This is a genomic window from Actinosynnema sp. NPDC049800, from assembly GCF_040656635.1.
Lineage (GTDB): Bacteria > Actinomycetota > Actinomycetes > Mycobacteriales > Pseudonocardiaceae > Actinosynnema.
In genome coordinates, this window is the sequence record NZ_JBFAMT010000048.1 from 1 (window position 1) to 20,947 (window position 20,947).

General features: G+C 68.3%; 13 protein-coding genes and 1 pseudogene. 7 read left to right on the forward strand and 7 right to left on the reverse strand.

Going from position 1 to position 20,947, the window contains the following annotated elements; translation table 11 throughout:
* Positions 1-774 precede the first annotated feature (774 nt).
* A complete protein-coding gene (locus tag AB0I91_RS34705) occupies positions 775-1,146 on the forward strand; it encodes an integrase (protein WP_499610676.1) in 372 nt (123 codons plus the stop codon).
* On the opposite strand, the gene AB0I91_RS34710 is transcribed toward AB0I91_RS34705, so the two are convergent.
* Together AB0I91_RS34710 and AB0I91_RS34715 are read right to left on the reverse strand one after the other, a co-directional pair.
* On the reverse strand, positions 1,112-1,882 hold the full coding sequence (locus AB0I91_RS34710) for an ISAs1 family transposase (protein WP_499640687.1): 771 nt from the start codon (positions 1,880-1,882) through the stop codon (positions 1,112-1,114). The genes AB0I91_RS34705 and AB0I91_RS34710 overlap by 35 nt on opposite strands.
* A 49-nt stretch (positions 1,883-1,931) precedes the next feature.
* A pseudogene (locus AB0I91_RS34715) lies at positions 1,932-2,291 on the reverse strand (transposase family protein); the annotation flags it as partial.
* A gap of 701 nt (positions 2,292-2,992) precedes the next feature.
* On the opposite strand from AB0I91_RS34715, the gene AB0I91_RS34720 reads away from it, so the two are divergent.
* From AB0I91_RS34720 to AB0I91_RS34735, 4 genes are all read left to right on the forward strand, one after another.
* Entirely contained in the window at positions 2,993-3,283 is a 291-nt protein-coding gene (locus tag AB0I91_RS34720) for a hypothetical protein (RefSeq protein ID WP_499640689.1), read from the forward strand.
* A gap of 546 nt (positions 3,284-3,829) precedes the next feature.
* Entirely contained in the window at positions 3,830-5,800 is a 1,971-nt protein-coding gene (locus AB0I91_RS34725; protein WP_499640691.1) for an FAD/NAD(P)-binding protein, read from the forward strand.
* Positions 5,801-5,811: 11 nt separating this feature from the next.
* Positions 5,812-7,245, forward strand: a complete 1,434-nt coding sequence (gene pcaB, locus AB0I91_RS34730) for a 3-carboxy-cis,cis-muconate cycloisomerase (RefSeq protein WP_499640692.1) — start codon at positions 5,812-5,814, stop codon at positions 7,243-7,245.
* Between the two features lie 1,134 nt (positions 7,246-8,379).
* Positions 8,380-8,544 carry a hypothetical protein gene (locus tag AB0I91_RS34735; RefSeq protein ID WP_499640762.1) on the forward strand — a complete coding sequence of 55 codons (165 nt, stop codon included), beginning with the start codon at positions 8,380-8,382 and terminating at the stop codon, positions 8,542-8,544.
* 224 nt (positions 8,545-8,768) lie between these two features.
* Here AB0I91_RS34735 and AB0I91_RS34740 read toward each other — a convergent pair whose 3' ends face one another.
* The 3 genes from AB0I91_RS34740 to AB0I91_RS34750 all read right to left on the reverse strand — a co-directional run bounded on the left by AB0I91_RS34740 (position 8,769) and on the right by AB0I91_RS34750 (position 11,268).
* Positions 8,769-10,043, reverse strand: coding sequence for an IS256 family transposase (locus AB0I91_RS34740; RefSeq protein ID WP_499640694.1), 1,275 nt, complete (start codon positions 10,041-10,043; stop codon positions 8,769-8,771).
* 4 nt (positions 10,044-10,047) lie between these two features.
* Complete coding sequence (locus AB0I91_RS34745) at positions 10,048-10,938, reverse strand: IS5 family transposase (protein WP_499640695.1); 891 nt, start codon at positions 10,936-10,938, stop codon at positions 10,048-10,050.
* Positions 10,939-11,004: 66 nt separating this feature from the next.
* Positions 11,005-11,268, reverse strand: a complete 264-nt coding sequence (locus tag AB0I91_RS34750) for a hypothetical protein (protein WP_499640697.1) — start codon at positions 11,266-11,268, stop codon at positions 11,005-11,007.
* 307 nt (positions 11,269-11,575) lie between these two features.
* Here AB0I91_RS34750 and AB0I91_RS34755 point away from each other — a divergent pair, with 307 nt between their 5' ends.
* Positions 11,576-11,800 carry a hypothetical protein gene (locus tag AB0I91_RS34755; RefSeq protein ID WP_309112678.1) on the forward strand — a complete coding sequence of 75 codons (225 nt, stop codon included), beginning with the start codon at positions 11,576-11,578 and terminating at the stop codon, positions 11,798-11,800.
* 180 nt (positions 11,801-11,980) lie between these two features.
* Positions 11,981-13,330 carry a hemolysin family protein gene (locus AB0I91_RS34760; RefSeq protein WP_499610659.1) on the forward strand — a complete coding sequence of 450 codons (1,350 nt, stop codon included), beginning with the start codon at positions 11,981-11,983 and terminating at the stop codon, positions 13,328-13,330.
* 305 nt (positions 13,331-13,635) lie between these two features.
* Here the strand turns inward: AB0I91_RS34760 and AB0I91_RS34765 are convergent, their stop codons facing one another.
* Positions 13,636-14,043, reverse strand: coding sequence for a hypothetical protein (locus AB0I91_RS34765; protein WP_499640699.1), 408 nt, complete (start codon positions 14,041-14,043; stop codon positions 13,636-13,638).
* A 5-nt stretch (positions 14,044-14,048) separates the two neighbouring features.
* Positions 14,049-20,921, reverse strand: a complete 6,873-nt coding sequence (locus AB0I91_RS34770; RefSeq protein ID WP_499640701.1) for a polymorphic toxin type 43 domain-containing protein — start codon at positions 20,919-20,921, stop codon at positions 14,049-14,051.
* Between the last annotated feature and the right edge of the window lie 26 nt (positions 20,922-20,947).

Genomic DNA, 20,947 nt, shown 5'->3' on the forward strand with positions numbered 1-20,947 from the left:
CTCCCTCTGTGGTCGCCGGTCGCCCCCCCCCCCCCCGGCCACGTCACCCTGTGCCTGGCGAAAACCTATCCACGCAGGTTGATGGCGTGCCCGGCACAAGTGCTCGAGAGGATGATCGATGTGGTCGTGGTCTGCGGCGACATCGATCGGCACGGCATGATGGACGGTCGTGCTGCTACGACTGGCATATCTGGGCGTGACCAACGCGTTCGCGCTACTGCGCCTGCTGCCCATGAGTGACCGGGACAAGGACGTGGAAATCCTGGCACTGCGGCACAAGATCACCGTCCTGGAACGGCAACTGGGCAGCGTCCGTCCACGGTTCTCCCCAGGTGACCGGGCCTTCCTTGCAGCACTGCTGCACAGAGTCCCGATCGACGCCCTCCGTGGATTCCGACCGCTGGTGCGCCCGGAGACGGTCCTGCGCTGGCACCGGAACCTTCCTCGCCCACCGCCAGGCAGTCGAGTCCCGCCCCAAGCGGCGGGGCCGTCCGCAGACCGTCCGCTCGATCCGGCTTTTGGTGCTGCGCATGGCGTGGGAGAATTTCACCTTGGGCTACCGCCGCATCCACGGCGAACTCCTCGTGCTCGGCATCAAGGTCGCCGCATCCACGGTGTGGCAGATCCTCCAGGACGCCGGAATCGACCCAGCACCTGAGCGGGCCTCGACCACCTGGTCGACCTTCCTCCGCTCCCAGGCTAACGCTCTGCTGGCCTGCGACTTTCTTCGAGACCTCCACTTTGAACGGCACCCGTCTCTATGTACTCGCGGTCATGGAGCACACCAGCCGCCGGATCCGCGTCCTCGGCGCGACCGTGCATCCGACCGCATCCTGGGTCACCCAGGCCGCGAAGAACCTCGTCATGGACCTCGAAGATGTAGGCAGCACCGCACGGTTCCTGATCCGCGACCGCGACGGGAAGTACCCCGCCCTGTTCGACGCGGTTCTGGCCGACACCGACGTCCAGGTCCTCCTTAGCTGTGTTCGAATCCTGCGGATGAACGCGACCACGGAACGCTGGATCCGGACCTGCCGCCGTGAACTCCTCGACCGCACCCTCATCTGGAACCAACAGCACCTACTCCACAGGGCAACGTCAAAGTCGTGTTTCAGCATGTCAGGAGCAGTTCGACGGGTCGGTTGAAGTCGTGGGCGTGATGTCGCAAGGCGGTGGCGATGTTGGTGTGACCGGCCAGCCGGAGCAGGCCGATGGCGGTGTTGCGCAGGGTGGCCATGAGTTGCGGGCCCGAGCCGGTGCGGATCTGGCTGCGGTCTTCGTCGAAGTCGACGTCGCGGACCCAGTGCAGCCGGTTCTCGATCACCCAGTGTCCGCGTAACCACGCGGCGATCTGCTCGGGTCCGGCGTCGATGACGGTCAGGCTGGTGATCGCGTACACGGTCTCCCGCGTGCGCTTGCCGGTCTTGCGGATCGTGCGGGTACGAGTGAGCCGCAACACCTGCACAGCGCCGGGAAACCCGATCCCGCTGGACAGTTCGGTCGCCTTCAACGTACGGGTGTCCTGACGGCCGTGACCGTGTTCCCGGGAGACCGTCAAGGAGGGAATGTCCTTCCACGGCAACGATTTCACCCGCTTGCGCAGGTTCGGCTGATTGCCCTTCACCGTGAGGATGTAGTGACCGCCGCGGTCGCGGACGGTCTGGGCGGCCTCGCGCTGGCAGTGCATCGCGTCGGCGGTGACGACGGCATCCTCGATGTCCAGGATCTTGAGCAGGCCTGACAGCATCGGGATCTCGTTCGTCCTCACGCCGACCGCGACCTGGCCGACAACGACACCGGTGCGCTGACACAACCCGGCCAGCAGATGCACCGGGTTCCCCGTCGCGTCGCGCCCCGCGCAGGGTCTTGCCGTCAAAAGCAATCACCCGGCGCCCGCCGATCGTGCTGGTGCGCAACCACATCCATGCCCCGACCACCGCGTCGAACGTGTCGGCCGGGAGCCTGGTCAGCAGCCGACGGATGGTCGCCTCCGACGGCGGTCGGCGTCGCACCCCCACACGCGTCAGTGTCTCGGTCGGGGCATCGGTGGCCCACTCGGCGATCGCCGCGAACGACCGCGCGCCGGCCAGGGTCGCGGCCAGCGCGACCGCGACCACCGAGGTCACCGTATGCCGGACACCGCGCCGTTTGCGCGGGTCAGCCACCTGCGCCAGCAGGCTGAGCAACCCGGCGGGAACCAGCGATCGCTCGTCACGATCACCGATGGCCGCTCGGGACGAGGCCGATTGGTCGTGGACGGATACGACAGGAGATGATGACAACGCGGGCACGGTACCGGCTTTCGGGACGATCAGGTGTGGTAACCAAGATCATCACCGTGGGATCGCGCCCGCCCACAACGACGCACCGAAACCGCAGGTCACACCGTCATATCACGACTTTGACGACGCCCTGACCTACTCCACGCCCTGCACGAGTACGAGGACTTGGCGGCGGATATCGAGCCGGGTGACAGCTGCTTGATCGGTGGTCGGCTGTGGAAGTGGGTGTAGTGGTCGGACGTTGGCGGGGCCGGCGGGTGTTGTAGACGGCAACGGTTGGGCGGCATCCTCAGTGAGTACCACCACGACGACATTTGATCAAACTTCATGATCAACCTTCCGGCGGACACGCCCTAGTTGAGGACAGTTCGATGCAGGCGGAACCCGTTGCAGCACAACGAGTTCTCGCCCGCCCGCTCCTCCTCGCCCGCTCCCTGACACGAATCAAGTGGCGAAGTTTCGTTGGAGCTATACAGCCGTAGTCACAGGGTGGACACCCGTCGCGTGGAGTTCGACTTCGGCATCGAGGGTTACCGGCCGTGTTGGCCGCGTGGACGACTGCCCTGCGCGGGGCGGTCGGACTCGTAGTCGATTGACGTTGGAATATTCCGCATTGTCACCGGGAACAGCCCGCTCTCGATAGAATCGATCGCTCATTCACGGGGCATGTGCGACGTCACCGTACTTCAGCGGAGAATCGGAGGGGCCACGTGACAAATACGACTCGTGCGCGATTAGCGCTGTTGCCCGGTGCGCTGCTCTGCGTCCTCGCGGCGGGGTGCGTCTCGGGCGCCGCGATGGACCAGCTCGGATCCCGCGTCGAAGAATCGGGCTACACCCAGGTCGGGGTCGGACACGCCGTCAGCACGTTCAGGTACGACACGGTGCAGATCACGGCGTACAACCCCTCGACCACCGACGACGACACCGACATCGCCCGCCTCGTCTGGCACACCTACCCGGAAGAAGTGGACGAGGTCCTGGTAACCTCAACGGCATAACGGGGTCCGCCACGAGGGACCAGATGCTGGAGGCGTTCGGCCCCGCCAACTCGACCCGAACCCCGACGAGGACACCGACCTGGGCGACGTGCTGGGGTGGGTGTTCGGCGTCATCGCGGTCCTCATCGTCCTGATCAAGGTGCTGGGTTCAATCGGACGTCTCGGCCGCCGGTCGGGGCCTGGGATGCTGTGAGTGATGCCTCCGAGACTGAAGTCGACGGCGGTCCGTCGACCAGCGGGCCGGGCTGGTTCCGTCATGTGAAGCGCTGATCACCCGGATGCCTCTCATGCCCGCACAATTGCGGTTCCTCCACCTCGGAGGTGTGATCTCCTGAGCCGCCGAAGTCGGGTACCCGCGCTCGCCTGCGGGCGGTGAGGTCCAGAACCAGGCCCGCGCCGCCGCCGAGGGACTGGAGTTACGCGACCACCGCGCCGCCGGGGCGTTCGAGTTCCGCCGACCGGCAGACGGACCCGACGCGGCAGGCGTCGGCTGTCGCTTCGTGATTCCGTGCTCCGCGGTCCACGACCGCCCAGGACACTTCTGCGATGAGCGGTCACCTCACCGTCACGCGTCCGAGCGAACCCGGCGATCCCCGGGACGCTCGGGACATCTGCCTCGTGGGAGTCGGCCCGCGCGGTTTGTCAGTGCTCGAACGGCTCTGCGCCAACGCCCGCGAGATCCCGCACCGCACCGCGCGCGTGCGCTTGGTCGACCCCCGGTTGGGCGTCGGTGGCCAGGTGTGGCGATCCGACCAGTCCCGGCACCTGCTGATGAACACCGTGGCGTCCCAGGTCACCGTGTTCGTCGACGACAGCGTCGACTGCGCGGGCCCGGTGGTGCCCGGCCCCAGCCTGCACGAGTGGGCGCGCTTCGTCGCCCTGCTCGACCCGTTCCCGGACCTCCCCGCCTGGGTACGGCACGAGGCGCTCACCCTCGGTCCCGACTCGTACCCGACCCGGGCTCTCTACGGCCACTATCTGGACTGGACGTTGCGGCACCTGGTCGAGCACGCCCCCGCCAACCTCGTCATCACGCGGCACCCCGAGCGGGTGGTCGACCTCGTCGACGAGGACGACGGCCTGCAGGCGGTGGTCCTGTCCAACGGCGAGCAGCTCACGGGGCTGCACTCCGTCGTGCTCGCCCTCGGCCACCTCGACACCGCGGCGACCCCCGCGCAGCAGCGGTTTCAGGACCTCGCCGTCCGCGACGGGCTGCGCTACGTGCCCCCGCGCAACCCGGCCGACGTCGACCTGAGCGCGGTAACCGGCGGCGAACCCGTCATCCTGCGCGGTCTGGGCCTGAGCTTCTTCGACCACCTGGCGCTGCTGACCTCGGGCCGCGGCGGGGTGTTCCACCGCGACCGGGACGGGCGGTTGCGCTACGAGCCCTCCCACGGGGAACCCCACCTGATCGCCGGCTCCCGGCGCGGGGTGCCCTACCACGCGCGAGGCGAGAACCAGAAGGGCGTCGCGGGCCGGCACGTCCCGCTGTTCCTGACCCCGCAACGCATCGCGGCCCTGCGCGCGTCCGGTCCGGTGGACTTCCGCGCCGACATCTGGCCCTGGGTCGACCGGGAGGTGCGCGCCGTCTACTACGCCACCATCGTGGTCAACCGGTCGGGTGAAGCCGAGGGAGCGCGCTTCCTGCGCGAGTTCCGCGACCTGGCGGAGTCGGCACCCGCGACCGGTGCCGAGGACGGACTGCTGAGCCGGTACGGGTTCGGTCCGACGCCGCGGTGGGACTGGGAGCCCGTCGCCACGCCCTGCCGCACGCGGTTCTCCGGACCGGCCGCGTTCCGCGACTGGCTGTTGTCCTACCTCGACGCCGATGTCCGCGAAGCGCGCCTGGGCAACGTCCGCGGCCCGCTCAAGGCCGCCTTGGACGTCCTGCGCGACCTGCGCAACGAGATCCGGCTCCTGGTCGACCACGGCGGCCTCACCGGCACCTCCTACCGCGACGACCTCGACAACTGGTACACGCCGCTCAACGCCTTCCTGTCCATCGGCCCGCCCGTCGAGCGCGTCGAACAGGCCGCGGCGTTGATCGAGGCCGGCATCCTCACCGTCGTCGGGCCGGGGATGGTCGTGGAGCACCTCGACGACGGCCAGGGCTTCCTGGCCCGCAGCCCGCTCGTCCCGGGGTCCCACTACCGGGCTCGCACGCTCGTCGAGGCGCAACTGCCCGAGGTCGACGCCCGTCGCACCACCGATCCCCTGCTCGCCCGCCTGCTCGCTCGCGGCGCGTGCGCCCTCAACCGCATACCGAACCGCACGACCGGGTGGTACGAGACCGGAGGCATCGCCGTGACGGCGCGCCCCTACGCGTTGCTCGACGCACAACGACGGCCGCACCCCCGGCGCTTCGCGTTCGGCGTGCCCACGGAGACCGTGCACTGGGCCACCGCCGCCGGAGTGCGACCCGGCGTCAACTCGGTCATCCTCGGCGACGCCGACGCGCTGGCCCGCGAGTGCCTGAACCTGACCGCCCACGCGGTCAACGAACCAGCCAGCGCCTGAAGGGAACCGACATGTTCGCAGACAGCGGTCTGCTCTCACCCGGGTGGGCCGGCACGGGGATCGACGACCTGCTCGACGACCGAGCCTGGCTGACCGCCATGATCCGGGTCGAGGAGTCGCTGGCCCGCGCCCAGGCCCGCGTCGGGATGGTCCCGCCCGCCACGGCCTCCGCGCTCGTCGGCGTCGACGCCGACGCGTTCGACTGGGCCGACCTCGGCGCGAAGGTCCGCGAGACCGGCAACCCGACCGTCGGCTTCGTTGCGCAACTGACCGACATCGTCGGCCGGATCGACCCGGAGGCGGCGGACTTCGTCCACCGCGGCAGCACGAGCCAGGACATCCTCGACACCGCCACCATGCTCATCTGCCACGAGGTGCTCGGCCGGGTGCTCGGGGACCTGCGGCGGACCGCCGACGCGTTGGCCGGCCTGGCCCGTGAGCACCGCGAGACCCCCATGGCCGGCCGCACCCTGACCCAGCACGCCGTCCCGATCACCTTCGGCCTCAAGGCGGCGGGCTGGCTCAACGCCGTGCTCGACGTCGTCGACCGCCTCGACCACCTGCGCTCGCACGGGCTGCCCGTGTCGCTGGGCGGCGCCGCCGGCACCCTGGCCGCCTACCAGGAGTTCACCGAGGCCGACAGCCTCGACCTCGTCGAGCACCTCGCCACCGACCTCGGCCTGACCGCACCGCTGATCCCTTGGCACGGCGCCCGGCTGCCGGTCGTCGACGTCGCCAACGCGCTCAGCCTGGTCACGGGCACGCTCGGCAAGCTCGCCGCCGACGTCGAGGTCCTCACCCGCACCGAGATCGGCGAGCTGGCCGAACCGGCGGCGCCGGGCCGCGGCGCCTCCTCCGCCATGCCGCAGAAGCGCAACCCCGTCTACGCCACCGCCATCCTCACCGCCGCCCGTCAAGTGCCGGCCCTGGTCTCCGTCCTGCACCAGTGCATGGTCGTGCCCGACGAGCGCTCGGCAGGCGGCTGGCACGCCGAGTGGCAGCCGCTGCGCGAGGCACTGCGCCTCGCCGCCGGCGCGGCGCGCAACGCCTCGGACCTCGCCTCCGGCCTGACCGTGTTCCCCGACCGGATGAGGGAGAACCTCGCCCTCACCGGTGGCGCCATCGTCTCGGAACGCCTCAGCGCCGCGCTGACCCCGCTGCTCGGCAGGGTCGCGGCGAAGAAGATCATGACGGACGTCACCGCCACCACCGGCGACACCGCCGAGGTCTTGGTGCGACAACTCCACGCTCAGGGCCACTCCAGCGACCCGGCCCGGTGGCGGGCCCTGTGCGATCCGACCGGCTACCTGGGCGCATCGTCCCGGCTGGTCGACCGCGTCCTCGACCGCCACCTCGCCGGTCGGCGCCCGTCGGACCCGGATCGCGGCGACGGCGGAGCCGACCCTGCCCGGCCAGGCCGCCCGCCGACTCCTGGACGTGCCTGAACCCAGGTCCACGCCCGGCGGCGCTTCGGTTCGATCCGCACCCCTGTCGGTACGGCCTCGCAGGCGGCTGCGTCCGCACGTACCGCCGACACGAAGGATCCGCCGGCCACCACTGAAGTGAGGAATGCTCACGCTGTCCAAGTCCTGCGGGGTGCCAGAACTCTGCACTGGGGCGCTGAGCTGCGGCAATCGCGCACCATGTGCTGCAGGAGCATGATCGTGAGGCATGGCGCTACGACTGCTTTACCTGATCTTCGTCCGACTCAGTGACTGGCTGGTCCTGCTCGGCCGGTCCTCCGCGGCCAAGGACGTCGAGTTGCTGGTACTGCGGCACGAAGTCGCCGTGCTGCGCCGGACCAACCCTCGCCCGCGACTGGATTGGGCCGATCGTGCGGTGCTCGCCGCGTTGGTGCGACGCCTACCCGGCTGGTTACGACTCCACCGGTTGGTGACGCCGGGCACCGTCCTGCGGTGGCACCGACGCCTGGTCGCACAGAAGTGGACCTACCCGAACCGCACCCGGCCGACCACCGATCGACGACAGGGTCGTGGCGTTGATCGAACGGATGGCGCGGGAGAACGCCAGCTGGGGCTACCGCCGGATCCAGGGCGAGCTGCTCAAACTCGGCCACCGGGTAGCCGCCTCGACCATCCGCCGCGTGCTCAAGCGCCTACGCATCCCGCCCGCACCCGAGCGCGACACCGACACGTCGTGGCGACGATTCCTGCGCGCCCAGACCGCGAGCATGTTGGCCTGCGACTTCTTCCACGTCGACTGCGCAGTCACCCTCAAGCGGGTCCACGTGTTCTTCGTGATAGAGGTCGCCACCCGCTACGTCCACATCCTCGGCACCACCACCAACCCCGACGGAGCATGGACCACCCAACAAGCCCGCAACCTGCTCATGGACATCAGAGACCCGGCAGACGACCTCCGGTTCCTCATCCGGGACCGGGCCGGCCAATTCACCGCCTCGTTCGACGCGGTCTTCTCCGGCGCAGGCATCAGGGTCGTGAAGATCCCACCACGGTGTCCACGAGCCAACTGCTACGCCGAGCGGTTCGTCGGCACCCGTCCCACGCGAAGTCACCGACCGACTGCTCATCCTCAACGAACACCACCTGCGAGCGGTCCTGGACCGCTACGCGACCCACTACAACCACCGACGACCCCACCGAGCACTGCAACTCGCACCACCGCGACCAGACCCACCGACCGCAGAGCAGGGCTACACCTCGATACGCCGCCGACCAGTCCTCGGTGGCCTGATCAACGAGTACGAACCCACCGCAGCCTAACCGCAGGTCAGACCATGCGGCCGACTTCTGACACCCCACAGGACACAATGCCGATCGATGCACCGGTGCGGTGCACAGCAGGCCCCCACCCAGACTGCACACCTCGGCGGAGGCTGCGGCATGGACCACCGCCAGGCGCGACGGCAAGTGCCACAACCGCACCGGTTCACCGAGCAGCACGAAAGCCGGGTCCATCCCGTAATCGGTGTGTTCGGCGTTGTTGATCAGTAGGTTTCGGCGTTCGGCCAACGGTCACCGAACGTGATGGCGAAGGCGTTGAGCACGGGCTTCCAGCGCATCGTCCACCTGGCGCGTCCCGTCCCGGTCGGGTCGAGGCTGCGGGTGACAAGGTACCGGCACTTCATCGCGGACTGCTCGGTCGGGAAATGCCCGCGGGCGCGGATCGCCCGACGGTAGCGGGCGTTGAGCGACTCGATCGCGTTGGTGGAACAGATCATCCGCCGGATCTCGACGTCGTAGTCGAGGAAGGGCACGAACTCGTCCCAGGCGTTGCGCCACAACCGGATCATCGCCCCGTACTTGCGCCCCCATTTCTCCGCCAGGTCCTCCAACGCGGCGGCCGCGGCGTCGGGGGTGGGTGCGGTGTAGATCGGGGTGATGCCCCGTTTCACCGCGTCCCAGTCCTGCCGGGCCACCAGCCGGACGGTGTTGCGGATCAGGTGCACCACACAGGTCTGCACGACAGTCTGCGGCCACACGTTCGTCACCACCTCGGGCAGTCCCTTGAGACCGTCACAGACCAGGAAGAACACATCCTGCACGCCGCGGTTCTTCAAATCGACCAGCACGCTCATCCAGAACTTGGCGCCCTCGCCGCCGGTGCCCATCCACAGCCCGAGCACGTCCTTGCGCCCGTCCACGGTCACCCCGATGGCGGCGTAGACCGGCCGGTTGGCGACCTGGCCGTCACGGACCTTGACCACGATCGCGTCCAGGAACACCGCCGCGTAGACGGCATCGAGCGGGCGGGCGGCCCAGTCGTTCATCTCCGCGACCACCTTGTCGGTGATGCGGGAGACCGTCTCGCGCGACACCGAGGCGCCGTAGATCTCGGCGAAGTGCGCCGAAATCTCCCCGGTGGTCAATCCCTTGGCATACAAGGACAACACGATCTCGTCGACGTCGGTGAGACGACGCTGCCGCTTCTTGACGATCTGTGGCTCGAAGGTGCCCTCCCGGTTCCGGGGCACCTCGATCTCCACCTCGCCGGCCGCGTCCGAGATCACGGTCTTGGTCCGGCTGCCGTTGCGCACGTTGGTCGACTCACGTCCGGGTTCCGCGCGGTTCTTCTCGTGCCCGAGGTGCTCGGTCATCTCCTCGGCCAAGGCGGTCTCCAGCACGCTCTTGGTGAACAGCTTGAGCAGCCCGTCCGGCCCAGTCAGCGCCAGCCCTCGCGCCTTGGCCTCGGCCACCATCGCCGCCGCGGCGGCCTGCTCCGGCGACAGCTGCCGCCCGGTTTCACTCTTCCGTGCGCTCATAAGCTCAGATGTCATCACTCACAGTGCCCATCCCGCCGGACCCCAGGCCCGGCGTGTCGGGCCGAACACACCGATCTTGAAACAGTCCCCGAAAGCCGCCTAACCTGCACGGATGACATTTCGGCAAGCACAGGGTCATCGTGCGTGAGCGTTGCGGCAGGGTCTCGTAGTCGCGCACGAGTCGGCGATGCTGCATCAGCCAGCCCAGGGTCCGTTCGACCACCCACCTCTTGGGCAGCACGTGGAACCCTTGTGCGGCAATGCGTTTGACGACCTCGACGCGGATTCCCCTTCGAGCGCCGTGGCGGACGACCTCGTCGTTGTAGCCGCCGTCCGCCCAGGCGATCGACACGTCCGGTTGCGTGACGGCCAAGTGGTCCAGAAGCTGCCGACCGGCGGTCGAGTCCGAGGCCGAGGCCGCGGTCACGATCACGATCACCGCGAGCATCAGGCCGAGTACGTCGGTGGCGATGTGCCGCTTCCGGCCCTTGATCTTCTTGTTCGCATCGATGCCCTGATCGGATTCGTTGACATTGCAGGAAGTCTTCACACTCTGCGAGTCGAGGATCGCTGCCGTCGGGGAGGTCGCGCGTCCACTCGCGACACGGACCCGTTCTCGGAGTAGGTCGTGTAACGCCTCGGCGGTGCCGTCGGTCTCCCACTTGGCGTAGTAGTCGTAGACCGTCTTGTGCGGCGGGAAGTCGTGCGGCAGGTAGGCCCATGCGATCCCGGTTCGGCACACGTAGAGGATCGCGTTGACGATCTCCCGTAAGTCGTGCACCCGTGCCGCGGTTCCCGGCCCGCGCCGGGCGGCCCGCCAGGCCGTCAGCACCGGTTCGATCAACGCCCACCGGGCATCGGACAGGTCACTGGGGTACGCACGCCGAGAGCTCACGGGTGATCAACTTTAGAGCGGTCGGCAAACCGGACAGACCGCCCCAAACCAAGATCAGATGCCCTCTTAGCCCAATCCGCGTACGCGCGGCGGATGACCGCGTTGCCGTAGTCCCGACACAAGCCGGGTGATCGCCGCGTACGGCACCGGGTTGGCCCGACCCGGCAGCCCTCGGCCCGCGCCGCAGACCAGGTTTTCGAAGTCCACGTACACCCCAACCGAGGCGTTGACGAACTGCTCGGTCAGACCGTCCGCCACGGGCATATTCATAGTGTCGTCATCGACAAGCTCGACCCCGCCCTTGAGGACGCGACCGATCGGCGTACCCATCCCGCCAGCAGCCCACGCCGACGGGAACACGATCGGGTTCTATTTGACTTCATCCCAGCCTGGCCACCTGTGGCGCAAGACGGGCGGACGGTCCTAGTGGCGAGGCCACAGGGCCATAAGGGTCTGTCCTCGGTTATCGCCGTGGACTCTTGTGGGACGTGGTGCCGTGGGGTCGATGGCCAGCGTGGGGCCGGTGCTCCATCCCGGTGGTCGTGCATGTTGATCCGGTCATAGGCGGCGAAGCGGACGTCGGGCCCGATAGGGTGGTGTGGTCATGATCGATTACGAACGTGAGGGGAAGTCACCAGTGGCTGTTTCCGTGGACTTGGCCAAGCAGTTGGACAAGGCGTACGAGGGGCTGACCGTGGCCGAGGTCCTCGACGCGCCGGTCGCGGCGTTGGCCGGGGTCAGCGAGGGTGACGCGGAGAAGTTGGCCGCGGCCTTCGGGATCAAGACCGTGCGGGACCTGGGGACGAGCAAGTACTTCAAGCTCGCCGCGGCGCTGGTGGACCTGGACCAGGCCGCCAAGTAGCGTCACGCGGTCGCTGATTACGACGGGGTGCGGACCTTGGGGCCCGCACCCCGTCGGTTTTCCGCACGACCTGCGGCGTACCGCCTTATACGAGGGTGACGGACGAGGCGTGGCTTCGCCCGGTGGGCGGGGCATGTCCGCAGTAGCGTGTCGCCACTCGGTTGGGGATGCGGAGTGGGTGTGGACGGCTACGGTTTCACCGTCGCGCTGGTCGCGGTGTTGGTGCTGCTCAACGCGGTGTTCGCGGGCAGCGAAATGGCGTTGATCTCGCTGCGCGAGGGTCAGCTGCGCGCGTTGGAGCGCGACGGCCGCGCCGGGGCGCGCACGCTGGTGCGGTTGGCTCGTGACCCGAACCGGTTCCTGGCCACGATCCAGATCGGGATCACCCTGGCGGGGTTTCTGGCCTCGGCGACGGCGGCGGTGTCGCTGGCCGAGCCGCTGGTGCCGCTACTGGGCTTCCTCGGCGGTGCGGCGGGCGCGGTGGCCATCGCGTTGGTGACCGTGGTGTTGACGTTCCTGACGCTGGTGTTCGGCGAGCTGGCGCCCAAGCGGCTGGCCATGCAGAACGCGCTGCGGTGGGCGCTGCTGGTGGCCCGACCGCTGGACCTGCTCTCGACGATCTCTCGGCCGGCGGTGTGGGCGCTCAGCGCCTCGACCAACCTGGTCGTGCGACTGTTCGGAGGGAAGCCGGACGCGGAGTCGGAGGAGATGTCGCCGGAGGAGCTGCGGGAGTTGGTGGCGGCGCAGCGCGGGTTGAACGTCGAGCAGCGGATGATCATTTCGGGGGCGTTGGAGATCCACGAGCGCCGTCTGCGGGAGGTGCTGGTGCCGCGCCGGTCGGTGGTGACCCTGGCCGCGGAGCTGGACGTGGCCTCGGCGCGGGCACAGCTGGCCGGCTCGGGGCACTCCCGGGCCCCGGTGGCCCGCGGCGGGCATCTGGACGACCTGGTCGGCGTGGTGCACCTGCGGGACCTGCTGGTTGATGAGGTGCCGTTGGCGCGGGTGACCCGTGAGGCGCTGGTGTTCCCGGACACGGTGCGGGTGTCGGACGCGTTGCGCCGGTTCAAGGCCGAGCGGGAACAGATGGCGCTGGTGGTCGACGAGCACGGCGCGGTGGCGGGCATGGTCACTCTGGAGGACCTGCTGGAGGAGATCGTCGGGGAGATCTACGACGAGACCGACCGCGACGTGATGGCCGTCCACGCCGCCGAGGACGGCTCACTGGTGCTGCCCGGCACGTTCCCGGCGCACGATCTGGTCGACCTCGGGGTGGAGTTGCCCGACGCGCCCGAGGGCGACTACGCCACCATCGCCGGCCTGGTCCTGGTCGTCCTGGGCAGAATCCCTGAGGCGCCGGGTGACCGGGTGACGGTGTCGGGGTGGACGATCGAGGTGCTGGGGGTCGAGCACCATGCGATCACCGAGGTGCGGCTGCGTCCGCGACCGGCGACGGACGGTACGGGTCGGGCGGAGCCGGGGTCAGGGCAGGAGCAGGTCCGGGGGGATCTGCAGGGCGACGGTGATCAGTGAGTGGACCCTGGTGGCGATGGCGGCCAGCAGGCCCTGCAGTTCGGGCGAGGCGGTCTCCGAGGCGGCCTGGAGTGCACGCAGGTCGACGTCGATGCGGTCCAGGATCGAGCACTTCTACAACACCCACCGACCCCACCAAGGGCATCGTTAACGCCTGACCACTGCGCGCACTGCCACCAGCCGTCACAAATCAAACAGGCCTCACCCAACTCGACATCTGCGGACGGCAACGACTAGGCGGCATCCTCAACGGGTACCACCACCCCACCTGACCTGCACGGACGGCATTCTCGGCAAGCACAAGGTCACTTGGACAGTCGCCTCCATCGGTTACGCAACACTTGCGACAACGCCCCCGTGTCTACCTCGGGAATACTTCCCCGCTCCAATGATGGCGCCTGGTCTCGAGACAGCATTTTTTCCAGCCAGTCCATCGCGAGCGACGCCCAATAGTCACGTCCGCTAGCGATCGCCGAGGTCGCGATCAATCTGATCGCATCTGTCGGCGTCAAGTCAAGCCCGAATCGCGGCCAGTATGCATCGAACCGCTCGTACACCTCCACCACGTCATGCTCGAGCATCGGCCACAGGAAGACCGGGTATTCCAGCCGTGCCAGTTTCGGTTCGCCGTCGTTGCGACCTACCCAGATCCCAGGCTCAGTTCTACAACCGACAAACACACCGTCACCCCGGGCGAAGAGTGGTTCCCACATCCGGCTCACCCCGACCATGGAGTGTAGGCGCTCGCGATTCGGTGACGGTCGAGAAAATCCTGGAACTGTCCCACCAAGGCAGGCGTCCACCGATCTCCGTAGTGCCCGCTGTGCTCGTTAAAAGAGGCCAAACCCGTGGAGTCGCGGGAGAACATACCACCCAGAACCGTGCTCTCGTCAATCCCGCCCGCCCGCGCAAGCTGTTGGTGCGGGCTGCCCTGCAGGCCGAGGTAGGACTTCGGCGCCCCGACCAGAAGTCGCTCGTTGATGGGATCGAAGACGTACTCAATCCCACTTCTCCCACTGGGCTTGTACTTCTGGAAAGCTCTGGTCGAACTCACGCTGTCACTCACCTCCAGCACTCCTGCGGCCGGACCACTACCACAGTTGTGGACCAGGAAATCGATACCATGCGTCACCACATAGTAGGTGTGAACGCCCTCAACAGTCAGGTCGTGCACTGGTTCGTAGTGAGCGTAGCGTCGAACCGAGCTGACCACTGGCGAGCTGCCGTCGGCTGAGGTGAGCCGATCGTCGAGCTTGAGGTCGCCGATGTTGACGAAGCGGTTCTCGGAGTCGACCCAGACTGGGTGCCAGGAGGTGGCGTCGATGGTGCCGGTGGTGCCGTCCTCGCCCGCCACGGTGAGGCGGGTCATGTCGTCTTCGTCGTTGTGGACGATGGTGGCGACGACGTTGCGGTCGGTGGTGTGGCCGGTGGTGGGGTCGGTGGCTTTGACCTTGTCGCCGATCTCGACGTCGTTGATCGGTTTGGTTGAGCCGTCGGCCATCAGGACCAGGGTGGTGGCGACGAAGCTGTGCTTGGTCACGCAGCCCTCGCTGCCCCTGGACAGCAGCTTTTGGAACTTCTCGGCGGCGATCCGGGTGACGTCGTCGGTGATGGCCTGGACTCGGCGGAGGACGCCCTTGGCCTTGTCGACGATGCCGGCCAGGCGGCTGACGGCCTTGACGGCGTTGTAGCCGGCTTCGAGGATCTTGGCGGCCTTACCCCACGGGACGAGGCCGGCGACCAGGCCGCCGCAGGCCCAGATGTCGCCCTTGGTGAAGCAGTCGACGATGTCGTTCCAGCCGGAGATGTCCTTGATGACCTCCCAGGCGACCTCTTTGATCACATCCCACTTGGTCTTGTGCGCGTCGGACAGCGCCCGCTGGTAGTCCTCCCAGGAGATGCCCTCCTCGGCCACACGGGACCGGACACCCTCCTCGTTGCCCGCGTTGGCCTGCTGCAACGCACGATCACGAGCACCGAAGGTCGTCTTCTCGTCCTCCCAGTTCGGGCCCTGGATACCCCTATCCGGGCCATTGCACAGCACGCCGTCGGGGCCGCAGTCCTTGATCAGGCCTGTCGGGTCGCTGTAGGTGACCGGGCTGTTGTTGGCGTAGGCGTAGCCGTTGAGCTGCTGCGGATCGTTGTTGTCGATCACCGGGTCCGCGGAGAGGAACCTGCCCGCGGACTGGTCGTAGAGGCGGGCGCCGACCTGGGTCAGGCCCGACTCGTCGTTGCGGCCGCCGACGAAGCCCAGGCGGTCCGGCCATTCCGGTGGTGCGGTGCCGCGGGTGGCGCCGTAGGGGGTTTGGCGGCGTTGGGTGACGGTCTGCGCGGCGTCGTTGGCGACGGAGAGTTGGTTGGTGCCCTGGTGGTCGGGAATGAGCCACTTCAGGCCGGTGATGCTGTTGCGGACCGCGACGGTCTGGCCGCCGTGGCTGTACCAGCGGGTCCAGGACGGGGTGGTCGTGCCTTTTTCCAGGCGGATTTCCTGGCCGAAGACGTACAGGGTGGTGGCGGAGGGTTCGCGGCTGATCAGGCGGTTGCCGTCGGCGTCGTAGACGTAGGTCGACGCGTTGGAGCCGTCGGCGTCGGCGATGCGGGAGACGCGGCCTTCGGCGTCGTAGTCGAGGACCTGGGTGTCGCCGCCGATGGTGCGCGACTTCGTGCGTCCGGTCTTGTCGTAGGCGAACGTGTCTTGCGCTTTACCGTTGGGGCCTTCGGTGAGGACCGACAGGGCGGTGTGCGGTTGCGGCGCGCCGAGGGGCGGGTAGCCGGTGGTGCGGGTGATGTCGCCGGTGGTGGCGTGCTGGGTTTCGGTGCGGCGGTTGCCGGTCTTGTCGAAGCTCCAGGAGTGCCAGTACGGGGCGGCGCCGCCCAGGGCGGTGGTGGATCTGGTGGCGGTGCAGTCGCCGGTGGACGGGGTCCAGGCGTCGGTCATGCGGCGCAGGTGGTCGTAGGCGAAGCACTGGGTGTCGGCGGCACGCCCTTCGGGTGTGTCGGCGATCTTGGTGATGTTGCCGGCCGGGTCGTAGGTGTAGGCGCGGTCGGCGAGTTCGGGTTCGGTGGTGGTTTCGCGTTCGACGACGGTGCGTTCCGGGCGTCGGCTGCCGACTTCGTAGAAGTTGGTGACCGCGAGGTTCTTGGCGGTGTCGGCGCTGCTGCCGTACTGCAGGCGCAGCACTTCGCCGAAGCTGGAGTAGCCCGTGGCGGAGACGTAGACCTCTTGGCCGGACAGGGTGGACTCGAGCGCGCCGTTAGCGGTGTTGTAGAACGACCCGACCGACTCCGACGGGACGATCACCTTCCCACCCGAGCTGACCGCGGAGTAGGTGATCGAGCTCGGCTTGCCGTTGTAGGTGTAGTCCTGCTTCAGCTCGTACGTCGCCGGCAGCACGTCGGGTGAGGCGGGCACGACGAGCTTCTGGCCCTTGGGGCGTCCGGCGGCGTCGTAGCCGGTGATGTACTTGTGGTAGACGAGGTTGCCCTCATAGCGGCGTGCCGACTTGAGCATGCCGATGCCGCCGCCGGCGGCGGTGTCGTACTCCCAGGAGGCGAGCTTGGGACCGGCCAGGGAGTCCTTGTGCTTGGCGATCAGTCGGCCGAGGTCGTCGTAGGCGTTGGCGACGGTGCGGTTCTCGGCGTCGGTGGACGACAGGACCTGGCCCGCGGCGTCGTAGGTGACGGTGCTGCGGCCGGTGTCGGGGTCGTCGGTCTCGACCAGGCGGCCACGCAGGTCGTAGGTGTAGGACCAGGTGTTGCCGTCGGGGTCGGTGAGGGTTTCGAGCAGGCCGGCGGCGTTGTAGCTGTACTTGGTGGCGTCGTGAGGGCTGTCGATGCCGCCGGTGTGCTGCCACTTCTCGACGGTGCGGCCCTGGGCGTCGTTGATCAGGGTGGTGACGGTCCCGCCGGGCGGTGGGGTGGTTGTCACCCGGTCGCCGCCGTAGGTGGTCGTGGTGTGCCACTGCTCTTGGAGGAACTTGCGGTAGGTCGCCTTGGTCGGCCGTCCCAGGCCGTCGTAGGTGGTGATGGTCTGGTTGGGCACCTCGTTGTCGAAGACGCCGGCGAGGGTGCCGCCGGCTGGGGCGGTGTTGTTCCAGTAGACGCCGTTGGTCTTGAACGGCAGGCCGCGGGAGTCGTAGAACGTGTCGGTGATCTGACGCCCGCCGTCCGGGCCGGGTGCCGGGATCTGGGTCTGCCGCTCGCGCAGCAGTCCGTCGTAGAGGGTGTAGACCGACAGGTACTGGCCGTTGTCCTGCAACTGCTTGGAGACCACGACGCTGGTCTTGTCGTTGTTGTACTGGTACTCGAACCTCGCGTTCGCCGGCGCCGTGGCCTTGTCGAAGCCCGGGGTCCAGGCGGCGGTCAGGCGGCCCAGCGCGTCGTAGGCCAGGTCCGCCCGGCGGTTGTTGGCGTCGACCGAGGCGACCGAGAGTCCCCAGGCGGGCTCCAGGTACTCGTGGCTGACGTGACCGAGCGGGTTGGTGCTGGTCAGCTGCTTGAGCGGGCCGGTGGCCGGGGTGTAGGCGGTGGTGGTCTTCTTGCCGCGGGCGTCGTAGACGTCCAGCGGCCGGCCGTAGCCGTCGTAGGTGGCCTGCGACGCCGTCACCCACTGCTGGGCGGAGCCTTCCTCCCACTTGTCGAGGGCTTCGACCTTGGTGATCAGGCCGCGGGTCGGTGCCACGTTGTGGGCTTGGCCGTCGTAGTACGAGCGGACCAGGGACTGGATGGTGGTCGCTGACGCCGTCACCGCGCACGTGCCCACCACGGTCTCCACCTGGGAGGCGAGGGTGAGCAGCCATGCGTTCTCGTTGCGGGCGAACGTGCTGCGCGTGCAGGTCTCGTCGCCGGTCACGGCCTCGTCACCGTGGTCTTCGGTGACCTCGACGATGCCTTCCGGGGTGAAGTCGAGCTTGTCGACCTTGGTGCGCCGCCAGGAGCCGTTCTCCAGCAGGGTGCGGCCGCGGACGGAGGAGGTGCCGGTGACGAACGCCTTGTTGCCCGCGGCGTCGGTGGCGGTCGGGGTATCGGGCAGGTACGGGTCGTTGACCGACGCCGACACCAGCACACCGTCGTTGTACTGGCGGGTCTCCCGGACGAAACCGCGCAGCCGCGGCACGTCCCGGATCGGCTGGCCCTCGCTGGCGGATATCCACGCTTCGCGGACGCCGTCGGGCAACCCGTCGCCATTGGTGTCACCGGGCAGCTTGTCACCGTCCATGCCGCGGCCGTAGACGACCTCGGTCACCGACTGTTTCTCTTGGGGATTGCCCTTGATCGTGCGGACCGTCTCGTAGCCACGCCACTGCGACCACGTGCGGCGGGCGGGCTCGGCGAACTCGGCCTCGTCGAAGTGCCACGCGGCCTTCTCGCCGTTGCCGTCGCCGTACTGGTAGGCCGTGTGGATCGGCGGGGAGGCGCCGGTGCGGTCGTGGTCGATGACGGAGACGACCACGTACTTGTGGAACCAGTGCAGCTGCGGCTCCAGCGCGCCCTCCGGCGTCCACCACGACGGGTAGCAGCGCAGCGTGTTCGCCTCGGGCGAGACCGGCATGCGGGTGCCTGTTGCGCAGTCCTTAGGGCTGTACGTGACGGCGGTGTAGCCGCCCGCCTCATTGGTGATCAACGAGAGCCGATAGCGGTTCAGCGGCAGGTAGTTGTCGCCGCTGGTGTCGACCCGGTTGTCCATCGTCTGGTGCCCGAAGACCGTCGGCGGGGTCGCTACGCTGCCGCCCACCAGGCCGGTGTGGGTCACGGACGTGAGGTTCATTGCGGGCGCGGTGCGGTCACCGGTGGTGAGGAACTTGTGCTCCATCGACCACGCGTCGACGTCCTGGAACGTCGACGCGCCGTTCGCGACCCGGGTCACGACCTTCGTCAAACGCTTGCGGGTGAAGAACGACGGGGTCAACCGGTGGGTGCAGGACTCCCCCGCCGCGCACACCTGGTCGAACGGCACGTCCGGCCAGTGCGCGGCGGTCGAGGCGTTCAACTGCCCTGGATCGCAGGTGATCGCCCCGCTGGGCAGGCAGCGTTCGGCGGTCTCGAAGCTCACCTTGGCGCCCGGGTGCGCGAACATGTTGTCGCTGCGCAGACCGTATTCCACGCGGTCCAGCCATCCGCCGCGCACGTAGTCGGTGCCCTTGTTGGCGTCACCGTTGCGCCCGTAGCGGTTGAACTCGCGGTTGTAGTAGTAGGTGGTGACGTTGCCGTGCACGTCGACCGAGTAGTCCAGGTTCCACCGGTACGCCTGCTGGCACCACGACGCGTCGAACGTCGTGGTGTTGCACTCCTCGTTGCCGTGGTTGCCGAACACCGGCACGGTCCACGCCGACTGCGTCTCCGGCTTGCCGTCCGCCCAGCCCGGCAGGCGGTTCAAGCCCAGGAAGTACTGCGTGCCGTCGGTCGTCGTGACCTTCCAGTGCTCACCGTTGTTGTCACCGTTGGTCGCGCCGAACAGGCGCTCGATCTTCGCGCCGTCGTCCGACTCGGCCCGCCACTGGTCGGTGCCCGGGATGTTGATCAGCTTCCCCGACACGCCGACCAGGCTGATGGTCGCGTTGTGGGTGGCCCAGCACTGGTCACCGGTCTTGGTCTGACCGTTGTTACCGCCCAGGTCCAGGCTGCACGGCTTGTACTGGCGCTCGATGAACCCGGCCGGCGCCAGGTCCCAACCGTCGCCGGCCCACGACGCCTGGTTGTTCGTCGACGACGTCCGCCCGTCCAGGCTCTGCGCCGAGTACCCCAACGACAGCTTCGGCGCCGCGCCACCGATCGCCGGCGGCACCCGCATCGGATAGCCGTAGGTGAAGTCACCCGACGCGCCGCCCGCGGTCCACGACCCCGCCGGAGCCAACGACGTCGCACCGTACGTGCCCGCCGCACTTCCCGTGGCGGCGACCGCCGCGAACACTGCGGGCTCCGAGGACGTCAACGTCGCCGCGCCGGACAGCACACCGGCCGCCGTGTTGTTGGTCGCGCCGTCCACCGGGGTGGCCACCTGGCAGTCGGCTTTGTCCGGTGTCGTCGCCGCACAAGCGGGCAGGCTCACCAGCCGGAGTCGGGCGGCATAGTCACCACCGAACGCGGGTGCGAACGAGGAGTAGTCGAACGTCACCGCAAGCGGCTTGTCCTTCACCCCACTGGCATCCGCCAGGCTGAACACCACCGCGCTCGACCCGGGCTTGCGGTCGTGGACGTGGACGCGCACCTTGCCCGTGGCGGACTGCCGCGCGTTCACCTCCTGCGGAAGCCCCACCGCGACCGGTGTGCCCACGGCCCGGATCGGCCTGCCCGTGGCGCGGGCCGCGGCCTGCGCCGGCGTGCCGCCCTCACTCGCGAAGTCCACCTCGGCCGTCGTGGCAGCGGGCCAGGAAGCCTGCGCCGGCGCGGTCACCACATCGTCTTTCGCCGGGTCGTCCGGCACGGCTTGGACCGCGACCGCTCTGGTCGGGACGGATCGCTCGAACTGGAGCGACACCCTCCACGCCTGCTCCGCGGCCATCGCCACGGCATGTCCGGTCGACGCGGTCAACACCAGCACGACACCGAACGCGACGGCCTTCCTGGCCAGCTTCCGCACGGCAGCACTCACAACAGGGCCTCTCGTGACGTCTTCGG